This window comes from Paenibacillus sp. SC116, assembly GCF_024733555.1.
In the GTDB taxonomy this organism is placed as follows: domain Bacteria; phylum Bacillota; class Bacilli; order Paenibacillales; family Paenibacillaceae; genus Paenibacillus_B.
The window spans coordinates 869304-894008 of sequence record NZ_JANIOF010000001.1 but is presented as its reverse complement, the minus strand read 5'-3'; the positions used below and the strand labels follow the sequence as shown (position 1 = coordinate 894008).

The 24705-nt window shown below is 41.3% G+C and carries 22 protein-coding genes; 13 read left to right on the top strand and 9 right to left on the bottom strand.

The window, feature by feature from the left end:
- Positions 1-2: 2 nt before the first annotated feature.
- On the bottom strand, positions 3-1169 hold the full coding sequence (locus NQ117_RS03590) for a M20 family metallopeptidase (protein WP_258276634.1): 1167 nt from the start codon (positions 1167-1169) through the stop codon (positions 3-5).
- 185 nt (positions 1170-1354) lie between these two features.
- Between NQ117_RS03590 and NQ117_RS03585 the strand changes: the two genes are divergently transcribed.
- From NQ117_RS03585 to NQ117_RS03575, 3 genes are all read left to right on the top strand, one after another.
- Positions 1355-2152, top strand: a complete 798-nt coding sequence (locus tag NQ117_RS03585; RefSeq protein WP_258276633.1) for a transporter substrate-binding domain-containing protein — start codon at positions 1355-1357, stop codon at positions 2150-2152.
- Between the two features lie 81 nt (positions 2153-2233).
- The gene (locus NQ117_RS03580) at positions 2234-2884 is read left to right on the top strand and encodes an amino acid ABC transporter permease (RefSeq protein WP_258276632.1); all 651 of its coding nucleotides are present in this window, start codon (positions 2234-2236) and stop codon (positions 2882-2884) included.
- Entirely contained in the window at positions 2871-3596 is a 726-nt protein-coding gene (locus tag NQ117_RS03575) for an amino acid ABC transporter ATP-binding protein (protein WP_258276631.1), read from the top strand. The genes NQ117_RS03580 and NQ117_RS03575 overlap by 14 nt, the downstream gene beginning before the upstream one ends.
- Before the next feature lie 189 nt (positions 3597-3785).
- On the opposite strand, the gene NQ117_RS03570 is transcribed toward NQ117_RS03575, so the two are convergent.
- The 3 genes from NQ117_RS03570 to NQ117_RS03560 are packed head-to-tail and all read right to left on the bottom strand — an operon-like array spanning position 3786 to position 6826.
- On the bottom strand, positions 3786-4586 hold the full coding sequence (locus NQ117_RS03570; RefSeq protein WP_258276630.1) for an energy-coupling factor transporter transmembrane component T family protein: 801 nt from the start codon (positions 4584-4586) through the stop codon (positions 3786-3788).
- A complete protein-coding gene (locus NQ117_RS03565) occupies positions 4587-6191 on the bottom strand; it encodes an ABC transporter ATP-binding protein (protein WP_258276629.1) in 1605 nt (534 codons plus the stop codon).
- Positions 6192-6238: 47 nt separating this feature from the next.
- Positions 6239-6826 (bottom strand): ECF transporter S component, encoded by a 588-nt coding sequence (locus NQ117_RS03560; protein ID WP_258276628.1) that lies wholly within the window; start codon positions 6824-6826, stop codon positions 6239-6241.
- 739 nt (positions 6827-7565) lie between these two features.
- On the opposite strand from NQ117_RS03560, the gene NQ117_RS03555 reads away from it, so the two are divergent.
- The 3 genes from NQ117_RS03555 to NQ117_RS03545 all read left to right on the top strand — a co-directional run bounded on the left by NQ117_RS03555 (position 7566) and on the right by NQ117_RS03545 (position 11505).
- Positions 7566-9101 carry an ABC-F family ATP-binding cassette domain-containing protein gene (locus NQ117_RS03555; protein WP_258276627.1) on the top strand — a complete coding sequence of 512 codons (1536 nt, stop codon included), beginning with the start codon at positions 7566-7568 and terminating at the stop codon, positions 9099-9101.
- A gap of 73 nt (positions 9102-9174) precedes the next feature.
- Positions 9175-10374: an MFS transporter gene (locus NQ117_RS03550; protein ID WP_258276626.1), complete on the top strand. Its 1200-nt coding sequence runs from the start codon at positions 9175-9177 to the stop codon at positions 10372-10374.
- A gap of 384 nt (positions 10375-10758) precedes the next feature.
- Positions 10759-11505, top strand: coding sequence for a 3D domain-containing protein (locus NQ117_RS03545; protein WP_258276625.1), 747 nt, complete (start codon positions 10759-10761; stop codon positions 11503-11505).
- A 204-nt stretch (positions 11506-11709) separates the two neighbouring features.
- On the opposite strand, the gene NQ117_RS03540 is transcribed toward NQ117_RS03545, so the two are convergent.
- On the bottom strand, positions 11710-12075 hold the full coding sequence (locus tag NQ117_RS03540; protein ID WP_258276624.1) for a hypothetical protein: 366 nt from the start codon (positions 12073-12075) through the stop codon (positions 11710-11712).
- A gap of 201 nt (positions 12076-12276) precedes the next feature.
- Positions 12277-13314 (bottom strand): polysaccharide deacetylase family protein, encoded by a 1038-nt coding sequence (locus NQ117_RS03535; RefSeq protein ID WP_258276623.1) that lies wholly within the window; start codon positions 13312-13314, stop codon positions 12277-12279.
- Between the two features lie 210 nt (positions 13315-13524).
- Here NQ117_RS03535 and NQ117_RS03530 point away from each other — a divergent pair, with 210 nt between their 5' ends.
- The 4 genes from NQ117_RS03530 (at position 13525) to lpdD (ending at position 16448) form a co-directional block, all read left to right on the top strand.
- Entirely contained in the window at positions 13525-14157 is a 633-nt protein-coding gene (locus NQ117_RS03530; protein WP_258276622.1) for a papain-like cysteine peptidase, read from the top strand.
- A 147-nt stretch (positions 14158-14304) separates the two neighbouring features.
- Positions 14305-15009: a dihydroorotate dehydrogenase electron transfer subunit gene (locus NQ117_RS03525; RefSeq protein WP_258276621.1), complete on the top strand. Its 705-nt coding sequence runs from the start codon at positions 14305-14307 to the stop codon at positions 15007-15009.
- Entirely contained in the window at positions 14990-15922 is a 933-nt protein-coding gene (locus tag NQ117_RS03520; RefSeq protein ID WP_258276620.1) for a dihydroorotate dehydrogenase, read from the top strand. The genes NQ117_RS03525 and NQ117_RS03520 overlap by 20 nt, the downstream gene beginning before the upstream one ends.
- Before the next feature lie 109 nt (positions 15923-16031).
- Entirely contained in the window at positions 16032-16448 is a 417-nt protein-coding gene (lpdD, locus tag NQ117_RS03515) for a prenylated flavin chaperone LpdD (protein ID WP_258276619.1), read from the top strand.
- A gap of 143 nt (positions 16449-16591) precedes the next feature.
- Here lpdD and xerS read toward each other — a convergent pair whose 3' ends face one another.
- The gene (xerS, locus tag NQ117_RS03510) at positions 16592-17662 is read right to left on the bottom strand and encodes a tyrosine recombinase XerS (RefSeq protein ID WP_258276618.1); all 1071 of its coding nucleotides are present in this window, start codon (positions 17660-17662) and stop codon (positions 16592-16594) included.
- 162 nt (positions 17663-17824) lie between these two features.
- On the bottom strand, positions 17825-19219 hold the full coding sequence (locus NQ117_RS03505; RefSeq protein ID WP_258276617.1) for a methyl-accepting chemotaxis protein: 1395 nt from the start codon (positions 19217-19219) through the stop codon (positions 17825-17827).
- 356 nt (positions 19220-19575) lie between these two features.
- Here NQ117_RS03505 and NQ117_RS03500 point away from each other — a divergent pair, with 356 nt between their 5' ends.
- From NQ117_RS03500 to NQ117_RS03490, 3 genes are all read left to right on the top strand, one after another.
- Positions 19576-20937 carry an MATE family efflux transporter gene (locus tag NQ117_RS03500; protein WP_258276616.1) on the top strand — a complete coding sequence of 454 codons (1362 nt, stop codon included), beginning with the start codon at positions 19576-19578 and terminating at the stop codon, positions 20935-20937.
- Positions 20938-21150: 213 nt separating this feature from the next.
- Positions 21151-22137 (top strand): CgeB family protein, encoded by a 987-nt coding sequence (locus tag NQ117_RS03495; protein WP_258276615.1) that lies wholly within the window; start codon positions 21151-21153, stop codon positions 22135-22137.
- A gap of 31 nt (positions 22138-22168) precedes the next feature.
- Complete coding sequence (locus NQ117_RS03490; protein ID WP_258276614.1) at positions 22169-23500, top strand: YheC/YheD family endospore coat-associated protein; 1332 nt, start codon at positions 22169-22171, stop codon at positions 23498-23500.
- Positions 23501-23742: 242 nt separating this feature from the next.
- On the opposite strand, the gene NQ117_RS03485 is transcribed toward NQ117_RS03490, so the two are convergent.
- On the bottom strand, positions 23743-24501 hold the full coding sequence (locus NQ117_RS03485; RefSeq protein ID WP_258276613.1) for a lytic polysaccharide monooxygenase: 759 nt from the start codon (positions 24499-24501) through the stop codon (positions 23743-23745).
- Between the last annotated feature and the right edge of the window lie 204 nt (positions 24502-24705).

Below are 24705 nucleotides of genomic sequence, written 5' to 3'. Positions count from 1 at the left end.
AACTATTGCATTGTAAAGCTTGCTTTAATCCGTGCTAGTTGTTCAGCATCCGATACAGCATCATATGCGGTATAAGCCATCATTTTGGAAGCGAAAATCATTTGTTCGTAAGCATAAGGCTGTTGTGCTGCATCACGGAACGGGATCGTATGCAAATCATAGGCCTCGTGTGTAATAGGTATATAAGGGTGAATAGTAGGTACTCGTGTGGATACATTGCCGAGATCCAGCGAGCCATGGTCTTTACCGATTTTAATTTCGTCCGGTTGAATGCCTGATTGAATTAGGTTGTTGTTGAACAATTGTGACAGCACTTCGTTGGTGCGAAGTTCGTCATATGCGCAAGGGTCTTCATGGACCTTGACTGTACATCCTGTCTGCAGCGCAGCTCCTTCAGCAATTGCCTGGAAGCGGCCTTTTAGTTCATCTGTATATGGACGATCAGCAGAACGGACATAGAATTCAGCTGCTGCATAATCTGGGATGATGTTAGGCGCTTGCCCACCATTTGTAATAATGCCATGTATTCGCGCATCACTGCGGACTTGCTGACGCATCGCATTTACACCGTTGAACAATTGAATAACTGCATCCAATGCATTAATACCCTTATAAGGAGAGGCTGCTGCGTGTGCCGCTTCGCCGAAGTACTCTACTTTAATCGCATCCATAGCAAGTGAAGTACCAGATTGCTCATACTGGTAGAATGGATGCACCATCATAGCAATGTCACAATCATCAAATAATCCCGCTCTTGTCATAGGCACTTTCGCCCCGGCAGTCTCTTCAGCAGGTGTGCCGTATACGCGAATGATACCGCCAATCTCATCCATAACAGCTTTGAGGCCGACAGCTGCACCGATACTCATCATGCATATTAAGTGGTGTCCGCATGCATGACCTAATTGTGGTAATGCATCATATTCACATAAAAATGCAACAGTAGGTCCAGGCTTACCTGTATCATATGTTCCAAGGAAAGCGGTAGGTAGCTCCAATACAGGTGACTGAATTGTAAAACCATGGTTTTGCAAACATTGAATAAGTCGTTCGGATGCTAAAAATTCTTCATGACCTAGCTCAGGATTAGCCGCGATAAAGCTTGATATTTCAATAAATTCTGCTTGGTTCTGTTCAATTGCTTCTGCAATACGTGCTTTTGTGTTCATAAGCAGCTCCTTTGTCCATACAAATCTTAATATATTAACCATTGTATTATAAATAACGAAAATTGAGAATCTAATTCATATGTAGTATAAAAATAGATTTTAAAAAAGTTGTTGTATAAGTATGCATAAGTATGTATAATAACAGACATAGACAATACAACTACAGACAAAAGTGGGGATTACAGATGAAACAGAGAAAACTATTGCTTCTAATAATGGTGTGTACGCTCGTAATGACGGTGCTAGCAGGCTGTGGCTCCAAAAAAGATAAATATGACACGGTTCTAGAAAATAAGAAGATTGTAATGGCAACGAGTGCGGATTACCCGCCATTCGAGTTCCATAAAGATATCGATGGTAAAGACCAAATTGTTGGTTACGATATTATGGTTGCGCAAGAGATTGCGAAGGATTTGGGCGTAGAGTTGGAAATTCAAGATATGAAATTTGACGTCGTGCTAGAGTCTATTAATAAGGGTAATGTCGATATGGCTCTTGCAGGTATTGATCGTTCTCCTGATCGTGAGAAGGCGATGTTATTCTCAGATATAATCTATCAAGCTGAAGTTGGTGTGCTCGTACGTGCTGAGGATGCTGGCAAATATAAAGCAATTGAAGACTTGAAAGGTAAGAAAGTCGGCGTACAAAGCGGAAGTACGTTTGAAGAGGTGCTGAAGCAGATTCCTGATGCACAGCCTGACCGTTTGCCAAAAGTAAATGACTTAGTTCTCTCATTGGAAACGAATCGTGTAGATGCTGTGCTTGTCGAAAAGCCTGTTGCAGCAGCATACGCAAGCAATAATAACAAGGTTACAGTTAGTTCTATTGCCCTTAAACCAATCGGTGACGGCTACTCGGTAGCGATTCCGAAAGGCAGTGATAAGCTGAAAGATGCCATCAACAAGACGATCAAGCGCTTAAAAGACGAAGGCAAGCTAGATCAGTTTATTACGGAAGCGAACGCATTATCCGAATCCCAATAAACGAGTTGAATGATGGTATAGAGAGGGCGGCTGATAGGCCGTCCTTTGTTATGTTGAAAAGGAAAGGGGCGTCTGAGGGTCATGACTGTATTTGAAACGTTGTGGGAATATAAAGATATGTATTTACAAGGTGCTGGAGTCACCTTATTACTTACGCTTTGCTCGATTCTATTTGGTGTTATTCTAGGTTTTGGTCTTGTATTTATGCGTTTATCAGAGACGAAGCCACTAAGATGGCTTGCGACTATTTATATTGAAGTGTTTCGGGGAACGCCACTGCTCGTTCAATTGCTTATTATTTATTTCGCTCTACCTATACAATTTGATAAATTTACGGCGGGTGTAATCGCTGTAGGCTTGAATAGTGCGGCTTACTTGGCTGAAATCTTCCGTGCTGGAATTCAAGGGGTAGATAAAGGGCAGGTTGAGGCGGCTCGTTCACTTGGAATGACTAAGCAACAAACGATGCGTTATATCGTGATTCCACAAGCATTACGTTCGGTATTGCCAGCTATCGGCAATGAATTTATCGTTATCATTAAAGAAACATCCATCGTCATGGTTATCGGTCTTGCAGACTTAATGTATAATGCGGATCTTATTCGGACAAAAACGTATCAACCGTTCCCTTCCTTAGTAGGGGCAGCAATCGTATACTTCATCATGACATTCTCTATGTCCAAGTTGATTGGCAGGTTGGAAAGGAAGTTGAACACAAATGATAAAAATTGAACAGCTGCATAAGCGCTTCGGAAAACTGCATATTTTGCAAGGGGTAAATGCTGAAGTCAAGCAAGGTGAAGTTGTGGTCGTGATCGGACCGAGCGGTTCGGGTAAAAGTACGCTGCTTCGCTGTATGAATTTGATCGAAGAACCAAGCGAAGGTAAGATTTATTTCGAAGGTCAATGTATTAATGAGAAAGCTCATGACGTGAATAAAACACGCGAAAAGATGGGGATGGTGTTTCAATCGTTTAACCTTTTCCCTCATATGACCGTGCTAGATAATATCACGCTTGCACCGATCAAGGTAAAAGGGCAATCAAAAAATGAAGCGGAGCAAATTGCAATGGATTTGCTTCAAAAAGTAGGATTGTCAGACAAAGCCCATGTGCATCCTAACAAACTATCAGGTGGACAGAAGCAGCGGATTGCAATCGCACGTGCCTTAGCAATGAAGCCGCATGTGATGCTGTTTGATGAACCAACTTCAGCGCTTGATCCTGAGATGGTTGGTGAAGTGCTGGAAGTCATGAAGTCATTGGCTAAGGAAGGGATGACCATGATCATCGTTACCCATGAAATGGGCTTCGCTAAAGAAGTGGGAGATCGCATCTTATTTATGGATGGAGGTAACATTGTAGAAGAAGGGACACCAGAAGAAGTGTTCAATGCTCCTAAACATCCACGTACGCAAGAATTTTTGAGGAAAGTAATCAATTAAGTTGAAGTGTGTATGATAAATGTGAACGATCATTTGCACAAAAATAGGCCGTCCGTCTAGCGTGTGAACTTTCCCTTAATAGGGAAGGTCATGATGCTAGGGACGGCTTTTTCGTAATTCGAGTAAATATTGTTTCATCCGAAAATTAAATAAGTATGAGCGATATAATTAAGTTATTTTATTGTAAAATTACTGCTGTATCGGTGCTTCCCATTCAAATAAAGGGATGTATTGTGCGCTTACATACGCGAAAAACAATAGTCCGACCATAATAAGCAACCACACAGCATCTAAACGAGAATAGGATGTTACGTAATAATAGGTGCGTGACGAACCGATGTGAAACTGCTTTGCTTCCATGGCAACAGCAATACGCTGAGCACGGCGAATGCTTTGAGCAAGCAGTGGTACGGCATATAAACGTATACGTTCATACATGCCTTTAATGCCTGTTTTGTAACGAACACCGCGTATTTTTAAGGCATTGGTACGAGTATGGAATTCTTCCCATACCGTTGGTAGCAAACGAATAGCAGCTATAAAGCTATAGCCATACTTAGGTGGCAAATGAAACTGCTGCATGAGGGCGTAGAAAAACAGCAATGGCTTTGTAGTTAAAACAAACAATAAGCCCATAATGCCAAAGCTGACCGTTTTCATCGATAGCAGAAGTCCACGGAAGAAGCTCTCCTCTGAAATTTTGATAATGCCCCATGACCACCATATCACTTCGCCCTTGCCAAACAATATCATCGTTGATGCGGTTGAAATAAAAATAAGAATAAAAGGAGCTAACAACAGCAATAATTTTTGCCAAGAGTAACCGCTACATAGCACTAGCAACAAGATATAGATGACCAACAAGTGAAGGGCAAACGCAAAATCTCGATTGAACAATGTGATCAGGAGAGCCGCAAATATAATCAAAAATTTGAATGCTGGATTGACGTGATAGAACCACGTTTCTTTTTGAGGAGTGAACAGTTGCATCTATTTACTCCTCTCTGCTGCAGCTTCGCTGTGAATAACGTGACTTTCGGTCATATCTGCATCAAAATTATCATCATGCATAGATGTGGATGCTGTATTCGCTTTATTTACTTTTGATATACTCGATAGTTCTCCTTCGTGAATGCCCCATACTTGGTCGCAAAAATAATGAATGATATGCGGATCATGAGTAATCATCAATATAGATACTCCGTTAACCCGAAGTTGTTCAAGTCTTTCCAGCATAACAAATGTGCTTTTTGCATCTAATCCGAATGTAGGTTCATCCAGCAGTACAATTGGCTGGTTCTGAACGATAGCAGACGCTACGCTAAGTCGACGCTTCTGGCCCATTGATAGTTGATATGGATGTCGGTCTTCGCTAACATGCAAATGAAAGGATGACAGCAGTTCTGTAACAATCTGATCGATATCCGCTTGAGGGCGATTCTCTAATTGAAGAGAAAATGCTATTTCGTCATACACGGAATCGGTTACGAACTGCATTTCAGGATTTTGGAATACAAACGCTAATTGATTTGGTGGCGTAAGTTTATTAAGTCGTTTTTTTGATTGTACAATAGGTTGTCCTTCAATCAGATATGTCCCGTCAGTCGTCAGAAGCTGCATAAGAGAAAGAAGAAATGTACTTTTACCAGCCCCATTTTCTCCGGTAATCGCGATCCATTCACCTGCATGTAAAGTAGCTTCACCAATATAGATCCTGCGCTGATTTTCACGATAGCCTGCAAATTGCTGCAGTAATAACAGTGGTGACTGTTCTCGTGATGGTGCGGAGATAGGGAGTGATTGGTTATGTACGTGTTTCTCTTGCATAATCGACTGATAGGTATCGGATTGCGAATAGTCTTGCCACACGCCAGGATACCAAATGCCGTATTGCACTAACTTTTCTTTATAATTTGAGAACACGATATCCCGTGTATCATCCACAATGATTTCACCTTGGTCGTTAAATAGGACAACTCGATCCACATAGGAAATGACATGCTCTATTTTATGTTCAACGATAATTACGGTTTTCTCGTTGGCGATGTTTTTGATTGCCTTCCATATTTGAATGGTGCCATCGGGATCGAGCAGGGCAGAAGGTTCATCGAGAAATAATACCTCAGGATTGAGTAAGAGTACCGTTGCAAGTGCCAAGCGCTGTTTCATCCCTTGCGAAAAGCTTTGAATAGGAATGTGGAGCTCGTCAAGGTGCAGACCAACCATTTCTAGTACGCTGTGCATACGCGACTTCATTTGCTCGCGAGGTACAGATAAATTTTCTAGTACGAACGCTAATTCTTCGTCTACCATGGGCATGCAAAATTGAGTGTCTGGATCTTGGAAGACGAATCCCCAGCTATAAGGATTTTGAATCGCGTCAGCTTTCATTGGGACTTCGAAAGAAGCGGGTATAATCCCGCTCAATACTTGCAGCAGCGTAGATTTACCGCAGCCGCTCGGCCCTAATAATAGTATTTTCTGCCCTTGAGGAACAGCGAAGGAGAGGTCCTTAAATATAAAGGACGACTCTCCTGCAAATTTCAATCTTAAATTGGTGATGGATAGGTCTGGACTAAGTTGTGATATGTTCATGGATTACACCTCAATCAATACGGAACTATACTTTGTTGAAATCATGTTTATTTATTAAGTGCCGCATAATCAGATTGCGATAATGGACGAATGGACTTCGTTACGCCTGTTGCTTCAAGTGCGCGAACGAGGAAGTAAGCAAATACTCCGCAGAATACAAAGGCACTGAAGAATCGCAAACCGTATTTCAAAACGAGTACCCAAGTTTCGTAGTCAGCATAACCAAACGACAGGTCAACACAGAATGAACCGACCGCAGACATCATACCTGCAAGACCTGCTACAGCAATACTGTGTTTGCGATAACGAACAAGTAAAAATACGAGTTCTGCTGCTAAACCTTGTACGACACCATAAACAACGGTTTCAAATGCCCATGTGGAACCGAGCAGCATCGAGATGACAGCGGCGGCTGAACTTGCGATGAATGCTACACCAGGCTTGCGAAGCAGCAAGTAGGCGAATGGGCCTGCCATAAACCATAATCCATACGTCAATTGACCGGATTGAGGAAAGAGCAGCTTGGAGGCGCTGTAGACATGATCCCATACTTTGAAGAGGATTCCGAATACGAGTGCAATAACGACCGTAATGAGTACGTCAGAGAACTTTAACCCTTTAGATGTTTGCTGCATGATGTTTACCCCTCTTTTTCTATAAATTTGCACAAAAAAACCGCCTGAATACGCAGATGTATTGACGGTTGAATAGACAAAGTTCTCGATATCAATTCTCTACGCTGGCATTATCCAGTTCAGATATACGGTCAGTAGCAATTACGGCTACAATCTCAGCCTGACTCACTCAAGCCCCCGGATCGGTTCCTATGCAATTGACTATAACTTAACCTATATTGGGCTATGTTGGCAATAGTTTTTCAATATTTTTCATGTGCGTATAGTTTGCCTATCCATTCAGCATGCTGGGCTGATACTAACTTGACCCCAAATAGAAACATATGCTAAAATTCGCCTTAATGAATAAGGAAGGTGCATGAAATGCTGTATATTAAACATGTTAAACTCGTGATGAAGATTCGCTCCGCACAAACGTATACGATGAAGCGTTGTACGGAGCTTAATCAGGGAGCGTAATGTTTCCTATATTCATCGGTCGAATCGTCTTGCTGAAAAAGTGTAGTTTTCTATGCTTATTTAGTTATGACTATTTACCGATGTCTACTTAGATTAAGGAGCCATGGACAATGCTTTGTCTATGGCTCTTTGTGTTTGTGGCGATATCAATGGGGTTTACATCTTCATTGGATCGAAAGGTTGTATCGGATGTGGTGCAGCATGATCACGAAGCAGAGAGTTAGCGTCTAATGGCGCAGCTCTCTGCTTTTTTTATTTATATAGGAAAAGAGGAGTCAACATGAGTTTGCTGAAAGTGGAAAATGTATCGCATCATTTCGGAGATAAACAGTTATATGGGAATGCTTCTTTTGATTTATACAAAGGTGAGCATGTAGGTATTGTTGGGCAGAATGGAGCTGGAAAAAGCACGCTCATCAAAATAATGCTAGGAGAGGTGATCCCGGATGAAGGGAGCATAAAGTGGCAATCCAATATTCGAATTGGACATCTGGATCAGTATGCTGAAGTGGATGGAAAGAACACGATTTCCTCTTATCTCAAAACGGCATTTTCACATTTGTTTGAAATAGAAAAAAAGATGAACGATTTGTATCAAGAGAGTGCTATGACTGGTAATGCAGAGCAATTGCTGCAAGCCGCAGGCTATCAAGAACAGCTAGAAGTAGGTGACTTTTACGCAATAGATAATCATATTAGCAAAATCGTTTCAGGGCTAGGCATTGATGCAATTGGAGTAGATAGAGTGTTGTCCCAATTAAGCGGAGGCCAGCGGGCGAAGGTAATTTTAGCGAAGCTGCTGCTGGAACGGCCTGACGTACTTTTGTTAGATGAGCCAACGAATTTCTTAGACAAAGAACATGTGGAATGGCTTGCAAGCTATTTAACCTCATTTAAGGGTGCGTATTGTGTGGTTTCCCATGACTATGACTTTTTGGAGAAAATCTCTACCTGTATTTGCGATATCGAGTTCGGTACCATCAAAAAATACTATGGGAAATATTCTGACTTTCTACGACAAAAGGAGCATTTGCGTCAGGATTATGTTCGTCGCTACCATACTCAGCAGCAGCAAATTGCAAAGACAGAGGAGTATATCCGTAGAAACATTGCTGGTGTCAACTCTAGAATTGCACAAGGACGCAGGAAGCAGCTTGAAAGGATGGAGCGAATGGCTGCCCCTGTGTTTTCGCATAAACCTATCATTCAATTTCGTGAACTGCCTGTCCCATCACAGAAGGTTCTCACGGCTAGCAATCTTGAAGTAGGTTATGATTCGTCCTTACTGCCAAAGATCAATTTCTCTGTATTGGGCGGGCAAAAGCTAGTTATCACAGGGTTCAACGGTATTGGAAAATCAACTTTGCTAAAAACAGTGGTAGCAGAAATTCCTGCTATCACTGGCCACTTTCGGATTTCCGAACCGATTAAGCTTGGATATTATGAACAAGATTTGAAGTGGGAAGATGGGGCAATAACACCTATTCAAATTATTTCAGAGCAGTTTCCTAAATTAAATAGGAAAGAAATTCGTAAATATTTAGCACAGGTTGGGATGAAAGATGCACATGTTTCGCAAGAGATTCGTACGTTGAGTGGTGGTGAGCAGTCCAAAGTGAAATTGTGCCGGCTTATGCTGTCACCATGTAATTTTTTGATTTTGGATGAGCCGACGAATCATTTGGATGCAGAAGCGAAAAAAGCGTTGCAATCGGCTTTAATTCGCTTTAAGGGAAGTATCATACTTGTTTCGCACGAAGAAAGCTTCTACTTAGAATGGGCAGATCGTATTTTCAATATAGAACAAGGCAAGTAGTAAACTCGTAAGTCGTAATTATTCAAACTATATATAGAAGAAAACAAAACGAATAAGAGGTGTAAACAATACGATGCATAGCTCGAATGACAACTGGAGATCTCAAATCGCATTATTTTTAACGGCACAAACGATTTCATTGTTTGGTTCTTCATTAGTACAGTACGCGATTATTTGGTATATCACGCTTACGACCTCATCCGGGGTCATGATGACCATTGCTACAGTTTGCGGATTTCTTCCGCAAATCATCATATCCTTATTCGCAGGCGTCTGGGTGGATCGCTATAACCGTAAAAAAATGATTATGCTATCTGATGGAATTATCGCTGCTGCAACATTGATATTGGCTATTTTATTTTTTACAGGTTATAAAAGTGTGTGGCTGCTGTTTATCGTATTGTTGATTCGTTCAGCAGGGACGGGTATACAAACACCGGCTATCAATGCGTTAATTCCTCAGATTGTTCCAAAAGAACATCTAATGAAAGTAAACGGAATTCACAGCACGATTTCGTCGTTAATGATGGTTCTGTCTCCAGCAGCAAGTGGAGCCATTTTATCTGTGGCAACGATTGAGACAACATTGTTAATCGATGTGATAACGGCTGTCATCGGGATTAGCATTTTATTAACGATATCAATACCAGCGTATTTGCAAACGGAGAACCAGTATAAATCGAATCTGCAAGGAATAATAGAAGGGTTCGCATACTTGAAACATCATGCGTTTATTAAACGACTGCTTATTTTATTGATCGTCATCATGATACTGGCCAGTCCTGCGGCATTTTTAACACCTCTAATGGTAAGTCGCTCATTTGGGGCTGAGATGTGGAGACTGACGGCGAGCGAAATGACATTTGGTGCAGGTGCAGTCATAGGCGGTGCTTTGATTGCAACATGGGGAGGTTTTCGGAATCGCATGCATACAACGGCAGTTGCATGTGCGCTTTATGGATTGATGATGATCGGGCTAGGAGTCGCACCATTGTTTTCCGTATACTTGTTGTTTAATGTATTAATCGGTATAACAATGCCTTGCTTTAACACACCGATTACAGTCTTATTGCAGGAACAAGTTGATCCTTCTATGCACGGTCGCGTATTCAGCTTCGTACAGATCGCTAGTTCATGTGCGCTGCCATTAGGAATGATGCTATTTGGGCCGTTGGCTGATATCGTTCAAGTAGAAAGCTTGTTGATAGGTACAGGTATATGCGTACTATTATGCGGGATTTATACGTTATTCAGTAAAAGATTTGTAGAATAAGATAATATAGGTAAAAAAACATCCGAAATGATAGGTTAGTGGAGCGTAATTATGACGTTTCATTAACCTATTTTTAATAGTTATTTGGTGGTTTATGTGAGCGACATATAGTTATAAATCGATTCAAAGTGCTTGATTTTGTTTCACTTTTTCGAAGATGGGTAATAGAAAAAGGGTGCTTCCAGAAAGGATATATATGTAAAATAAAAGTCAAAAATGTCATTTTCCAAACAATAGATCAAGTGATTGAAGTCGTTGGCACACGTGAACTTGCGCATTTTTACAAAAACTACCTGATCATATGCTAGAAATCTATGTTATGATCACCGCGTTGATGTTAGTCCATGGAAATTGTGATGGGCGCATGCTTCAAGGAGGATATTTATGAATAAAAAAATGACGTTACAAATTGCAGGTGTACTATTGGTAGCTATCTTGATTATTCAAATACTACCTGTGTATGCGGAGTCTAATACCGCAACCGAATTAGAAGAGCAGGCTCAGAGCGTTCCAGCGAGCATGATTGCTGAAGAAGCCGCGAACCCTATGATAAATGAGTACGAGCTATGGGGAAATATGGATCAAGGTATTCCAGATATGATGGCAGTAAGTTTGAAAGATGCAGACAAGCCTGTACAAGCATCTGCACCTAAGTTAGACGAGAAGAAAGATGCGAATAAGTCTGATGACAAAGAGACTAACCGTAAACCAGTAGAGCCTGTAAAAGTTGCTACTGCAGAACGTAAAAGCACAGACGAAAAAGTCAGCAAATCACCGAAAAACGTTGTGAGTGTTAACGGTAAAGCTATGACTTTCAAACGCACTTATAACATGAAAGCTACATCCTATACCGACCATCCTAGTGAAAATGGTTGGGGCCCAATTGATGCATTAGGCAATCCACTTAAGCTGGGCACTGTAGCAGTAGACCCTGATGTTATTCCACTTGGTACGAAGCTATTTATTACAGGTTACCAGTTTAAACATTTGCCAGAAGGTGGTCTAGTAGCAACAGCTACAGATACAGGTGGTAAAATCAAAGGGAATAAAGTAGATATCTTTTTACCGCTAAGCCAAAAGGAAGCTCGTAAATTTGGTGTACAAGACGTACAAGTATACGTGTTGAAGTAATTGTAAGCAGCAAGTCATGACGACATTTTCGTTTGGAAAAAAGAAGCCGTGCATATCACGGCTTCTTTTTATTTACATAGTATAAGCAGGAAGAAGGCGGATTATCCAATCCGCCAATGCACTATAATGTAATTTGCTATTAATCAGAAACTGCAATTGCGCTGAAGCTCTCAGGACCAACACGGCTAGCTAAAAGCAAGCCACCTACACTGATGTAGGCCTGGTATATGACGAATCCAGGTGCAGCAGGAACAGGGCGGGAAAGTCGATTCCGGATATCGTGAAATTAAATGTGGTTAGAGCGATCGCTGGAATAGACTGATTTGCCGTATAAACGACTACCGGAATACCGCCACTAATTCGAACAACTGTAATGGTTGCCGTTGTGAGAACACCAAGAAGGCTGAACAAAGATACAGTACCTTCAAAAATGACTCGAGGATTTGGACCTGCACCTGTTAGATTCAATCCCAGTGTTCCAAACAAAGCAGGTGCTGTTGTTGCAGGAATAGATATGGAACCTGCGTAGCTAGCATTTTGTGATATTTGGCCATCAAGAAATTTTGCCATTCTAATCACCCCCACTATTAATATATGAGGTTTCTTTAGAATGGTATGGACGACTGAAAGAGATATAAGAAATGGATGATAGTATAGTAAAGTAATAGGGGATTTTGATACATAATTTATATTATGTTAACATATAAAAATTGTTTTTTATTTTGCGTAAAAAAGGACCAATACCTAATATGGCGATTGATCCTTTATAAGTTAGTCTTTATCTTTTGAACCATTTAATAATTCAGGAATAGTTACAAACTCATATTGACGCGTCTTAAGACGTTTAATGATGGAAGGCAAAGCCTTAACCGTATTGTCTAAATAACCTTTCTTGCCTGCGCCGCCCGCATGTTGAAGAACAATAGATCCCGGTACAACATCGTTAATAATATTGTTCTCCATAACCACAGCTGGTATTCCTCGCCAATCATTAGAATCTACATCCCAATTTACGACCATATAACCGTGTTTGCCGGCCCATTGGAGCTGTTCTTCTGTGATTTCTCCAAAAGGAGGACGAAAATACCGTGGCTTGTAACCGGTTATTTCATCAATGATGTTTTCTGTTTGTCTAAGTTGGCGAATAAATTTGGGCAAATCTTGACGAGTCAGCAACGGGTGATTGTACGTATGGTTGCCGATAATATGACCTTCATCGACCATGCGCTTAACGATGCTAGGATTGCGTTCTGCTCGGTATCCCACTAGGAAAAATGTCGCCTTAATATTTTCTTGTTTTAAAATATCGAGTATAACGGGTGTAATGGTCTGGTCAGGTACATCATCAAAGGTGAGTGCAACCTTATTGCCGGTTTTGGAACTCCCTCTTAGCTTAAATAGTTGTGGATATTTATTGTGCAGCTGAGCGATTGTCAATCTTTTGCTGGCCCGTTGTTTCATTTGAATCTGGTGTCTTGCTCGTTGCTTCGTAGAACGAGTTTTTTGTTGTGCCGTTTGATTTAAAGCAACTTGTTTTTCAGATTGTTTAGCTACTTTTGCTTCTGTAGTGGCTTTTGGTAACGGCTTATTTCTTTCCTTACTAATTGAAGTTTTTGATTCTGCATTCGGAAGGGTTGGAACATAATGATTTTGTTGTTCGATGTAAGCCTCGGGCTTATACTGCTGTAAAGCTGTGTCTGGCGCTTTTAGATCTTGAGCAGTTGATACAGCATCATGGCGGGCTTGGTGTGAGTTAGAACAGCCTGATAAGGTTAATCCCAGCAAAATGATGAATAGCAAACGGCGCATATTATGTATCCTCCTTTCCTTAACAGTGCTGTTCTCTTGTTATGTCCTGTAAGAAATGGGGATATGCATTTGTTGTGTATCGTTCACTACTCCAGTTGTTGTCAATTGATTCGAGATAGTCTATGAAAGGCGGCAGTTAAGCGGCAAACGCCAACACTCACACTCTTTCATTTTCATATTCTATATAAATTGATAGGGGAGAGTGTTGTCATGAATCTCGCACAAGTACGCGGCGGATATGATGCTATTTATAGTTTAGGATCATCTTGTTTACCTGCTCTCAAACTTCAGGCACGTAATCTTCGCCCAAATAGTGGCCCATTAGATTGGATGACCTCTAGATCCTTACCCGATGTAAATCGTCTGCTGGAGGCAAAATTTAATGATTTCATGTCGCTTGCACATCTTAAGGTTACTGGCGATCTGAGCTATCAAAAAGCACATTATATCGTACAGGATACGTATTATCAGGTTTCTTCTGTCCATGATTTCGATGTTTATCAAAATACGCCTGCCGATCTAAAGCAATATCCTGAAGTCATGACCAAGTTGAATCGACGTATTCAGCGAATGCTGCAAGACATGTCTTCCGGTAAACGAATATTATTTGTCCGGACCGAGGAAAGCGGGAATTATCCAATTGAAGATACACTTCATATATTGGATAAACAAGTGGCAGGATCTTATGTATTTCTATATTTAAGACAAGCTGATATTTTTGAAATAACGGATTGCCATCATAAGCACCCATCCTTATGTGTTGTACTAGTTCCCCGCGACCCCGTTTGGTATATGGAAGCTACTTGGGACAGACTCCTGAACTCGGTTTACGTAAACGAATAGGCTGGGTGATGTAGCAGTTGTTGCTAATATTCTGAACACTTTGTCAACATTCGATGTTCCGTGATTCAAACTGTGATTCATTTCACAGTTGATCCTCTCTAGTCATGACATAGTTAAGATGTCGAATGCTTACAAAGGAGTATAGCCGTGTATACAATCCTATCTAACGAAAGTATTGCTGAAGGAATATATGTAATGAAAGTGAAAGGGCATTTTCAAGTGAAAATGGGGCAATTCTTTATGCTTCGAGCTTGGGAGAACTATCCGATACTGTCGCGGCCGATCAGCGTGTGCAATGTCGAACATGATCACATTGAATTTTTGTACAAGGTGGTTGGTGAAGGTACAAGATTGTTCGCAAAGTTAAGGAAAGGGGATTCCATACAACTTGAAGGCCCTTTCGGCAATGGTTTTGCGCATGAATCGGGGCGAGTTGCATTAATTGGCGGAGGGATCGGGATCGCCCCACTGTTGTATACAGCCAAGCAGTTCCACAATAAACCGGATATCTTCCTAGGCTTTCGAGATCAGCCGTACTTAACGGAAGCGTATAAGCCATATGCGAATGAACTGCATATTTGTGTGAACGGTAACGTTCTAGATCATATTGAATGGTCCCGCTACGATTATGTTTATACATGCGGTCCTTATGCAATGATGAAGGCAGTTGCTAATTTGACCGAAGGGCTCGATGTAAAGGTATATGTCTCATTCGAAAAAAGGATGGCCTGTGGCATCGGAGCCTGCTATGGATGCTCCACATCAAGTAAACACGGGAATAAAAAAGTATGTACAGATGGTCCTGTATTTTTAGCAGAGGAGGTCAACTGGCATGAAGAATTTAGCTTGTGAAGTTGCTGGGATACGCTTCCGCAATCCGATTGTTATGGCGTCAGGTACATTTGGCTTCGGTAAAGAGTATGACAAAATGTATGACATTAATAAATTAGGCGGTATCTCTTGCAAAGGGTTGACGCTGCATCCGCGCAATGGCAATGGCGGCGCCCGGCTTATGGAGACATCAGGAGGCATGTTGAATAGCATTGGCTTGGAGAATCCAGGTATTGATGCCTTTTTGCGAGAAGAAATGTCGTTTTGGGAGACAATAGAACCTGTGAAGATTGCTAATCTCGGCGGGAGCAATATAGAAGAATATGTACTTGGTGCCATGAAAATTACACAAGATGCTGAAGAGAGACGCAAGCAAAACCGTCGTGCGGTAGATATGATTGAATTGAATATTTCATGCCCAAATGTGAAAGAGGGGGGTGTAGCATTCGGCATTAAAACTGAGGTAGCGAGAGAAGTGGTACGTGAAGTGCGTCAGATGACATCTCTGCCGTTGGCTGTAAAGTTATCTCCGAATGCGGAAAATATCGTTCACATGGCGGTTATGTGCGAAGAAGAAGGAGCTGAGGCGATTTCTTTAGTGAATACATTCACAGGCATGAAGATTGATATTTATCAACGTACAAGTGTATTTAAAAATATGTACGCTGGCCTATCCGGCCCGGCTATTAAGCCGATTGCGCTTCGGATGGTGCATGAGGTGGCGAAACAAGTGGAAGTGCCCGTCATGGGAATGGGGGGGATTGCATCGGCATCCGATGTAATCGAGTTTATTATGGCAGGCGCGTCCGTCGTGCAAATTGGAACGTATAATTTTATGAACCTCCGTGCCGGAGAAGAATTGCTAGCAGGCATTAACAGCTACATGGAGCTTGAAAATATTCAATCACTTGATGAAATTAGAGGGATTATTTAAGTGCATGAATGATAAAGATAGGGTAAACCAGAGTTGGGAAAATACGATTTCTTGTGAAATAATGCAACATGGTCGAGATTATATCATTCGGTTGTCAGGTGGAACTCATATGCATCACCATCATATTGGAGCTGTGTCTACAGCTTATTATGCTGAGCCGATCGTTGAGAGCGTTTCAAAAGATCACAATCGCGACGCGACTGATACTTGTCGAGCGGAGAAAGAGATATCGATATCTATTAATCACAAAGACTTTATTACTAGTAAAAATCCTGATCCAAGTGATAGCCAAGATGTTGCTCTTACACATTCATCCTCACAAATGTATGCGATGACGCATGTTGTGCCTGGTCATAAAGAAGCGGTCTTGTCCGAGCCAATGGCGATGGAAGCGGCAAAGATGTTGCGGACTACGGTTACCGTAATCGCAGGCATTCATTATGAGCAGCTGCAAAAACATGAGATCGATCAGGTCGTCGAGGCTGCATGGCATGTCTTCCGTAAAGCTTTGTCTCATGCTTTGTAAACTAGCGTACATAGTATGGTTAGCTAGGTGAAGTCTCACTTATACGTTGTGTATTCTAGTCAGCTGTACCGGTTGGCAAAATGAAAACTCCCCAGATATTCACGAGAAAAGTGAAAGCTGGGGAGTTTGCTGTATTCACATCGTTATTTATTAATGGCCTCCGACATGGTTTTGTCTGTTAGATGCGCATAGATTTCGGTCGTTTCGGTAGAGGCGTGGCCAAGCTGTTCCTTCGTCTTGTAAATATCATTTTGCAAATAATAATCGGTAGCAAAGGAATGACGCAGCTTGTGAATCGTTAAGGCTGGTTTGCCAAAAAGCTTTGCATATTTCAGTATCATTTGCTGCATCGCTCGTTTGGTCATCCGCTTGCCAACTTTCTCTCCATTTTTGATTGCTAAGAAATAGCCCTTCTCTTGCTTAGGGGCGTGATATCGAGTAGAACGCAGCATGAAGTATTGCTCAAGATCCATCTTTGCTCGCTCGCGAAAGTAGACGGGTGTCTTGAACGTTTCATCATTGTTACCTTTGCGGAATACATACAAAAGCCTATTGTTCAAATCGATATCCTCGACATTGAGATTTACTATTTCGCTTACACGAAGGCCAGAATTCAAGATGAGACTGACGATAGCGGCATCACGTACGGCATTGAGTTCATGTGAATATAAGGCTTGCTTGTTGTCTGCTACATCAGCTGCATAGCCTTCACGTACATAGTCGATAAATTCGCCGAGCTCTTCTTCTTCAAGTAATTTCCCTTTTAGTTTGGCGGCAGTGTCCTTCGGTTTGTTTACACGTTTAATCTCAATCTTCGCCATAATGTTGCGCTTCAGCAGCGGGTAGAAGTTCTCATCCTCTGCAATTTGGCTCAAATAATGGAACAAGGAACGGAGTGAAGATAGCTTTCTAGATACCGTGATTCTACTGTTCGTCTGCTCTTTATATGTAGTGAGATAAATACGGAACGATGTGACATGTTCCATGCGAAGCGATTCAAGCTCCAATAGTGTAACTTCGTGCAAAGCAGCTGCTTGGCTAATTCTTTCAACAATCAGCCAATTGAAAAAGATTTCATAGTCCCGTACATACTCCAGTAGAGTAGAGGGCGATAGGTCTGGCAGCTTAAATTCGATATATTGTTGCACGAACCACGGCATTGTCGGGAGTTTTTCATCCAATCGAGCGCGGTCTTTTATTTTTTGAATAGACATGTTGTTGCTCCTTCAGTTGAATAAGGTTGTACCATTAACAAGTATCCCTATCCATATGATTATGTCTATTATTATATGTGCATTTCGTCAAAAGCTAAAGCGTTGTTAAGTAGACTTGCTCGATGTTTCTATATGTATTCGTAATTGATTTCTTCAAAATCATTAAAATTGTGCCTGTAAAGATCGAGACTGCTCCTTTAACCGTATGAGTTCCTTATTTACTTCATGAGTAACCGCTAATTGCGAATGAGATAATTGCTGTAATTGCTCCATAGAATGTACACTTTTCGTTGTTACTGCATCTATGCTCGTCATTTCCGTCGAGATATCTCTGGAACGAAGTTCAATATGAGTTAAAGATTGATTTAAATCATGCAAGTGCGAAATTAATTGATTAACAGATTGCGTCATCTGTGTATAGCTTGAAATCGATTGTTCCGCTTGCTGTACAGATTGAGTGGCTGCTAATTGGCCAGCTTCCATCTGGGATGTAGATTGTAAACTTTGTGTACGAATGTTCATCAAAATTTGCTGGATTTGTGCTGTAGCTTCACCGCTTTGTTCTGCCAATTGACGAATTTCAGAAGCGACCACCGAGAAACCTTTTCCATATTCTTTTGCATGGGCAGCCTCGATCGAAGCATTGAGTGCCAACAAGTTGGTCCGATTGGCGATATCTTGAATTGTCGAAATAATAGACTGGACTTGTTGCGTCGATTTGTTGAGTGTCATCATTGCCATTGCTGCTTCTTGTATCGTCTCTGAGGAGGAAACCACTTGCTCGTATAGAGATTGAATATGCTCCATATTGCTTCCTATTAATTGATCAGTTGCTCCTGCATGTATAGTCATCGTTTGAGAAAGGGAAGCTGTGTGTTGAATCATATGATTGATCTGCATTAAATTATCATGAACAGCAGATACGGAATCGCTCTGAGCTTGCAGCCCTGTACTCACCTCGTCACAGGAAGTCAACATATCCGCGTTCGATTGAATGTGATACTCAGACTTGTTTGTGACGGTAGTGGAAGTTGTATCGAGTTCATGCGCCATATGTTTAACGATGTCCAGCATCTTCGTCAACTCTGCTTGCTGTCTTGCGTTTATTTGTGCTAATTCAGAAGTCATTTTATTCTTGGACACGATCTGGATGGACGTTGCTGCTGAGGTGGCAATTAGAAAGAACGCATGAATAACTAGCATCATAAAGGAGTAGGAAGATGTTCCGAATACGAGTTCAGGTATGAGAAAGAAACCAAGTAAATGCTGAGCAGCAAATAGGAGGGTCATCGTGAGCATGAGCTTGATTTCTTCATAATAAGATACAATGGCTAACACCATAAATATAGAAAAATGGTACTCTACTGCGCCTCCGCCGCCAGCGACCATCGATATGCTGGAAAAACAGAGAACGAGCGTATTCAGCATGGGTATGTACGGATGCGAGGATTGTTTACGATACAGCATATAAGCAATCGCAAAAATAACAATCGGAATGATTAGTAAGAAGTTCATAGGCACTGCATACCGTTCAGCAATCGTAAGATCGTAATTCATATGACCAGTAACACCATGATGTTGGAAAATGTCAAAAACACGATGAAGCAGATGGATTGTTATACTTAACAATATAACAATTAGACTCAACGGAAACATGAGTCTATTTTTTTGAGAAAGCATGTAAAGTACCGCCCTTCAGTAATTGTATTAGTGAATTTCTGGAATTGAACCGTAGGTCATAGTATTACATATTCAAACGGAATGCAATGTTTTTGTAATGAAGTTCTGTAAATAAATAGGTCTAACTGTCTAAAATCATAGATTTTTTATGATTTTCTTTCTTTTTCATGTGTAAACATATACACTATGTAGAGCATTTATATAGACTTTTTAAAATAAGAAAGGTGCAGCATATGATTCAGACATACTCGCGAAAGCAAAAGATTAAACAATTGCTTTCCATATTATTACCAATATTAGTTACGCAAGTTACGATGCAGTTAATGGGCTTCTTTGACACGATCATGTCCGGCCAGTTTAGTACGGAGCATTTGGCGGGAGTTGCTATGGCCGTTAGCATATGGGTACCCGTGTATACGGGACTGAGTGGTATTTTCCTAGCTGTAACTCCGATTGTTGCACAGCATGTAGGGGCAGACAGAAGAGATAAAATTGCATCAAGTCTTATTCAAGCCGCTTACTTGTCTGTCATCGTTGGTATAGCTGTTATCGTAATCGGGGCATTTGTGCTCGATCCGATCTTTAATTTAATGACTCTTGAAGCGGAGGTTGCACGAGTAGCTAGAGAATATTTATCCGCGTTAGGAATTGGTGTCATTCCATTGTTTTTATATACGGTGCTTCGTGCAAGTATCGATGGCTTGGGACAAACACGTGTTACCATGTTTATTACGTTATTGTCTTTTCCTATCAACGTATTTCTTAACTACTGCTTCATTTTCGGTAAATTTGGAATGCCTAGATTAGGCGGAGTCGGTGCTGGGTTAGCAACGGCTATCACCTATATCGTTATTTTCATTGTTGCCGTTATTTTAGTAAAACGAAATGAATTGATGCGTTCCCTAGGGATGCTTGGTCGATTTGAGGCTGTATCGTTTGCCCATTGGAAAGAGGTGCTGATGATAGGAGTACCGATTGGCTTGTCGATCTTTTTTGAAGTCAGTGTCTTCTCTGCAGTCACACTACTAATGAGTAAATACGATACCGTTACGATTGCTTCTCATCAATCTGCGCTGAGCTTTGCTTCCTTGTTGTATATGCTGCCGCTAAGCATTGCGATGTCTATGACGATTGTGATTGGATTCGAGGTAGGGGCGAAACGTATTCAGGACGCTAAGCAGTATGCTCGCATTGGCATTTTATCTGCGTTATCGCTATCTGTATTTTGTGCGGTATTTTTATTTATGTTCAATGAGAACATTGCTCGTTTATATTCGAATGATCCGCAAGTTATCGCTCTCACACAAGTATTTATGGTATATGCGATCTTCTTCCAGTTATCAGATGCTGTGGCAGCTCCTGTACAGGGCATACTGCGCGGCTACAAGGATGTTAAGTCGGTATTTATTATCGCGTTCTGCTCTTATTGGATTGTAGGACTTCCTGTAGGATATGTGCTCGCTCAGACTAGCTCACTTGAGGCTTATGGATATTGGGTTGGTCTTATTGCGGGCTTGGCTATAGGTGCCGTGGCATTGTTCTTGCGAATGGCTCATATTGAGCGAAAAGCGCAACAAGGCGATTTGGTAGTATAGGTTTCAATATCTCTGATTAAAAAGCACTCTACAGAGGCTCTTTCGTGTTAATCCTTTAACATGAAAGAGTCTTTTTTTGTTGTAAGGCTTCATCGTAGTACTGAATTGAACTAATTGCAGTAAGGCAAATGTCCATAACCTAGTGATAGTCGTTGGCATATACTCATAGCAAAGTTATTATGACGTTCTTGTTAGGCAAGAAGGGGGAATTGCATGCGGATATTATTTGTGGAAGACCATCCGATGTGGAAATATGGGCTGCCTAACGGATTTCGTGATCTGGGGCACCAAGTAGCAACTTGCACGTCAGATGAAAATCTGCCTCGTATGATCGCTTCATTCCGCCCGCAATTAATCATAACGATAGGTTGGACGCCAACTAACGATACGGTGGAAAAACAGCTATTTTTGTCCAAACATTTGAATGAATCCAATGTTCCTCATATTTATTGGGCCACAGAAGATCCTGGATTTATGAAGCGATTTTCTCTGCCTTATATTCGAAGAGTAAAGCCGCACTTTGTGTTTACGATTCATCGGTCGTCCATTTCTAAATACAAAAAAAGAAAGATTCCAGTCGCCCATTTAGATTTCGGTCATCATCGAAGTGTTCATCATCCAACTGCTGTTCAAACCAAATATAAAACAAAAATAGCGCTTGTTGCGAATGGATATGCGCCTTATTATGCGAGAAAACCGGACGACTTCAGATTCAAGACCCTTAAACATATGATCAATCCTTCTTTGGCAGCAGGCTATTCATTGAACATATACGGAAACGACTGGGAGCAATTAAGAAATATGTTCAAGCGGTCAATTCCACGCAAGTGGCTCCATCCCTATCTTTCTTATACGGAAGCAAATAAAGTATATAGTTCAGCTGACATTGTACTATGTCCACAGAACTCCTCAGATCGTCTTACACAACGTACCTATGAGATTATGGCATCGGGTGCTTGCTTGATTACAGCTGATACACCGGAAGTAAGACGCCGATTCAAGCCGGGCAGGGACTGTATTGTGACATCATCGGAACAAGAAACGCTCAAATGGCTGAACTATTATTTGAATAATCCAAAGAAGCGAAAAGAAATGCAGCAATATGCCTTACGGGCAGTAGCAAGACATTCCTATAAGCACCGAGCTGCCTATATCCTTCAAATACTAAAGAAGTATCGAATTATGCGTTCAATCACTTAGTTTATTAAATGGTGCTGGAGAGGTGAATCGTTTGAGCCGTTCTACACGTGTCCATATCCAGTGGACGAATAAATCCGCTGACGAACTTGCGTTACCTAGTGCTTTCTTTACGCGTTGGGGCCTAAAAGACGGACAGACGTATGTTGTGCAAGTTGGGGGAAGAAGTGTAAAAGCTGTGATTCGTTTAGCCAAGGAAGGAAATTCGAGCACGATTCAATTATCAAGAATGCTGCAGAAGAAACTATTGCTGCCGTCTATACAGAGCTTGCATATGAAGTATCAAAATGGCAGTTTACGGCTTGGGCCTGTTATTGGGATTGTTTATGCACGAATTACGGATCACTCTGGCCTTATGCTGAGGCATTTGAGTTCACATGCAAACGTTGTAGTATCGTTTCTTCCAAATGAAGTGAACTGGTCGACAGGATTAATTCATGGCCGCAGTTTGTCACGAAATACTACAGGCGAAAATCGAGTGAATAGACAGGCATTGCCTATACCGGATGTAATTTATAATCGTATCGTTCCATACAAGGTATATGAGCGTCCTCACGTTCGACAGTTTCTTCAGAAAGCACGCACGAGGCGTATTCCGCTATTTAATCCACCGTTTATTTTTCGAAAAGATACGATCCACCAGTATTTGATGAAGCACGCTTCCATTCGCTCTCATCTACCAGCGAGTGTGATTGCACCTACACTTACGCAGGTGACACAGCTGCTTGCTAGCCATCAGGCGGTATTTTTCAAGCCAGTTACAGGCTCGCAAGGAAAAGGAATTTATAAAATTAAAAAAGGTGTTGATGGGATCTTTAGCAAGGAAGCACGATTTAATAAGAGATATATGGTATCTTCGTCCAAAGATCTTTCCAAACTGTATCATGAAGTTGTAGGGAAACATACGCGAGCAGCCTATCTTGTGCAGGCAGATGTTCAATTAGCCAAGTTTAATAACGATTTCTTTGATTTCCGTGTACACCTCTTTAAAGATGGCAAACATAAGTGGCAGATTAGCGCAATCGGAGCCAATGTTTTTGGCAGTGAGAATGTCACGACGCACGGGGGATGGATCAAGCCTGTTCAAGAAGTATTGAAGCCTGTGTTTGGAGCTAAAGCGACAATGGTTGAAAAAGGGATACTTGCTCTTAGCCTGCAGGTAGCGAATCAGGTAACGAAATGCATCAAGCAGCCGGTAGGGGAAGTTGCGTTGGATATCGGAGTGGACCAAAAGGGGAAGGCGTGGCTCTTTGAAGTCAATTCTAAGCCAGGGCTTCATATTTATAAACATTGGAAAATAAAAGATCGCTTGAATCATTCTACTACACTGCTTGCGGAACATTGTCGGGCACAGGCGGGCTTCTGATAATGGAATGGTTAGCAATCAAATAACCTTGCCCTAGTCAAAGGAGCAAGGTTATTTATGTTACGTTAGAACTTATGTTATTCCCGCCGCTCATCTGAGCTGCACGAAATATTTACCCTAGGGCCGTTTAACAGTTTGTCTTAGGATAATTTAAACTATCTTGTTGTTTGTGATAGATTTGAAATGTATTTTTTATGCTGGAGAAGCTGTTTAAAGTTGTGATTGTTATCAGGAAGTGAAGGTTATACTGTACTGTTGCGGAATACTTCGTAGTAGCTTGTTGTATTCGAATTAGTGGAGTTCCATGCAACGTTATTTAGGGATTGGACGATAGAAGCAATGTTGCCAGGTGTGGATAATGATTCAAGGGCAGATAAACTATTAACCAAGTTCACATCAATAGCTTGGTAGAAGGCATTATTCGTATCAAAAACATCCCATGTGCCAAGGATGACATGATAACCAGTGCGGTCAGTAGGAACGTTACATGTATGGCTTACTTTCATTGGTGGTTTCGCGCCGCCATCATTGTACGTACAGAACAGTTCAAGATCAGAACGCTTAATAGGTTGGTTTGGATCCCAATTTTTCTTTGTGATATAGTATTTCCAATCTGTCGTAGCATGTGCAGTGGTTAGATGCCATGAGAACGTGTTTTGTCCACCACTCATAGTTGTTTTATCCCAACGTGTAGCCGTTTGTGTGTTAAGTACACTGTAAGTACCTCTACCTGCACTAGTAATTTGACCATCAGCAGGTCCAGCAGCAGGGAAGCCTTTTAGTCCTTCAAGATCGTGTGGGTTGTACTGTACTTGTCCGCAGTTTACGTTTATAAGTTGATTACACTTATAAGAGCGACTTTTAGGGGATTCAATGTACCCGTGTGCGGATGCTCTTTCAGCAAAAACGACAGAAATAAGAGCCAATAGAAGCGTCATTGCGAATGCTGCAAGGAATGGGACATTTTTGAAAGGGTTTAATAATGTACGAGTTTGTATCATATTATAATTCCTCCTAAAATGGTTTTGGGTAATGAATTGCGGGGTAAGCAGCTAATATCATCCTGTGAGTAATGTAGCTGCGTTAAAGAGATTGATTGTAATCGCTTTCAGTTTACTGCGGCACCTCCTTCACATAGAAGTTAATCATGCACCTCCCTTCCTAAGTAGTTCTATTATAGATCATAGAATTGGAGTTGGAAACTT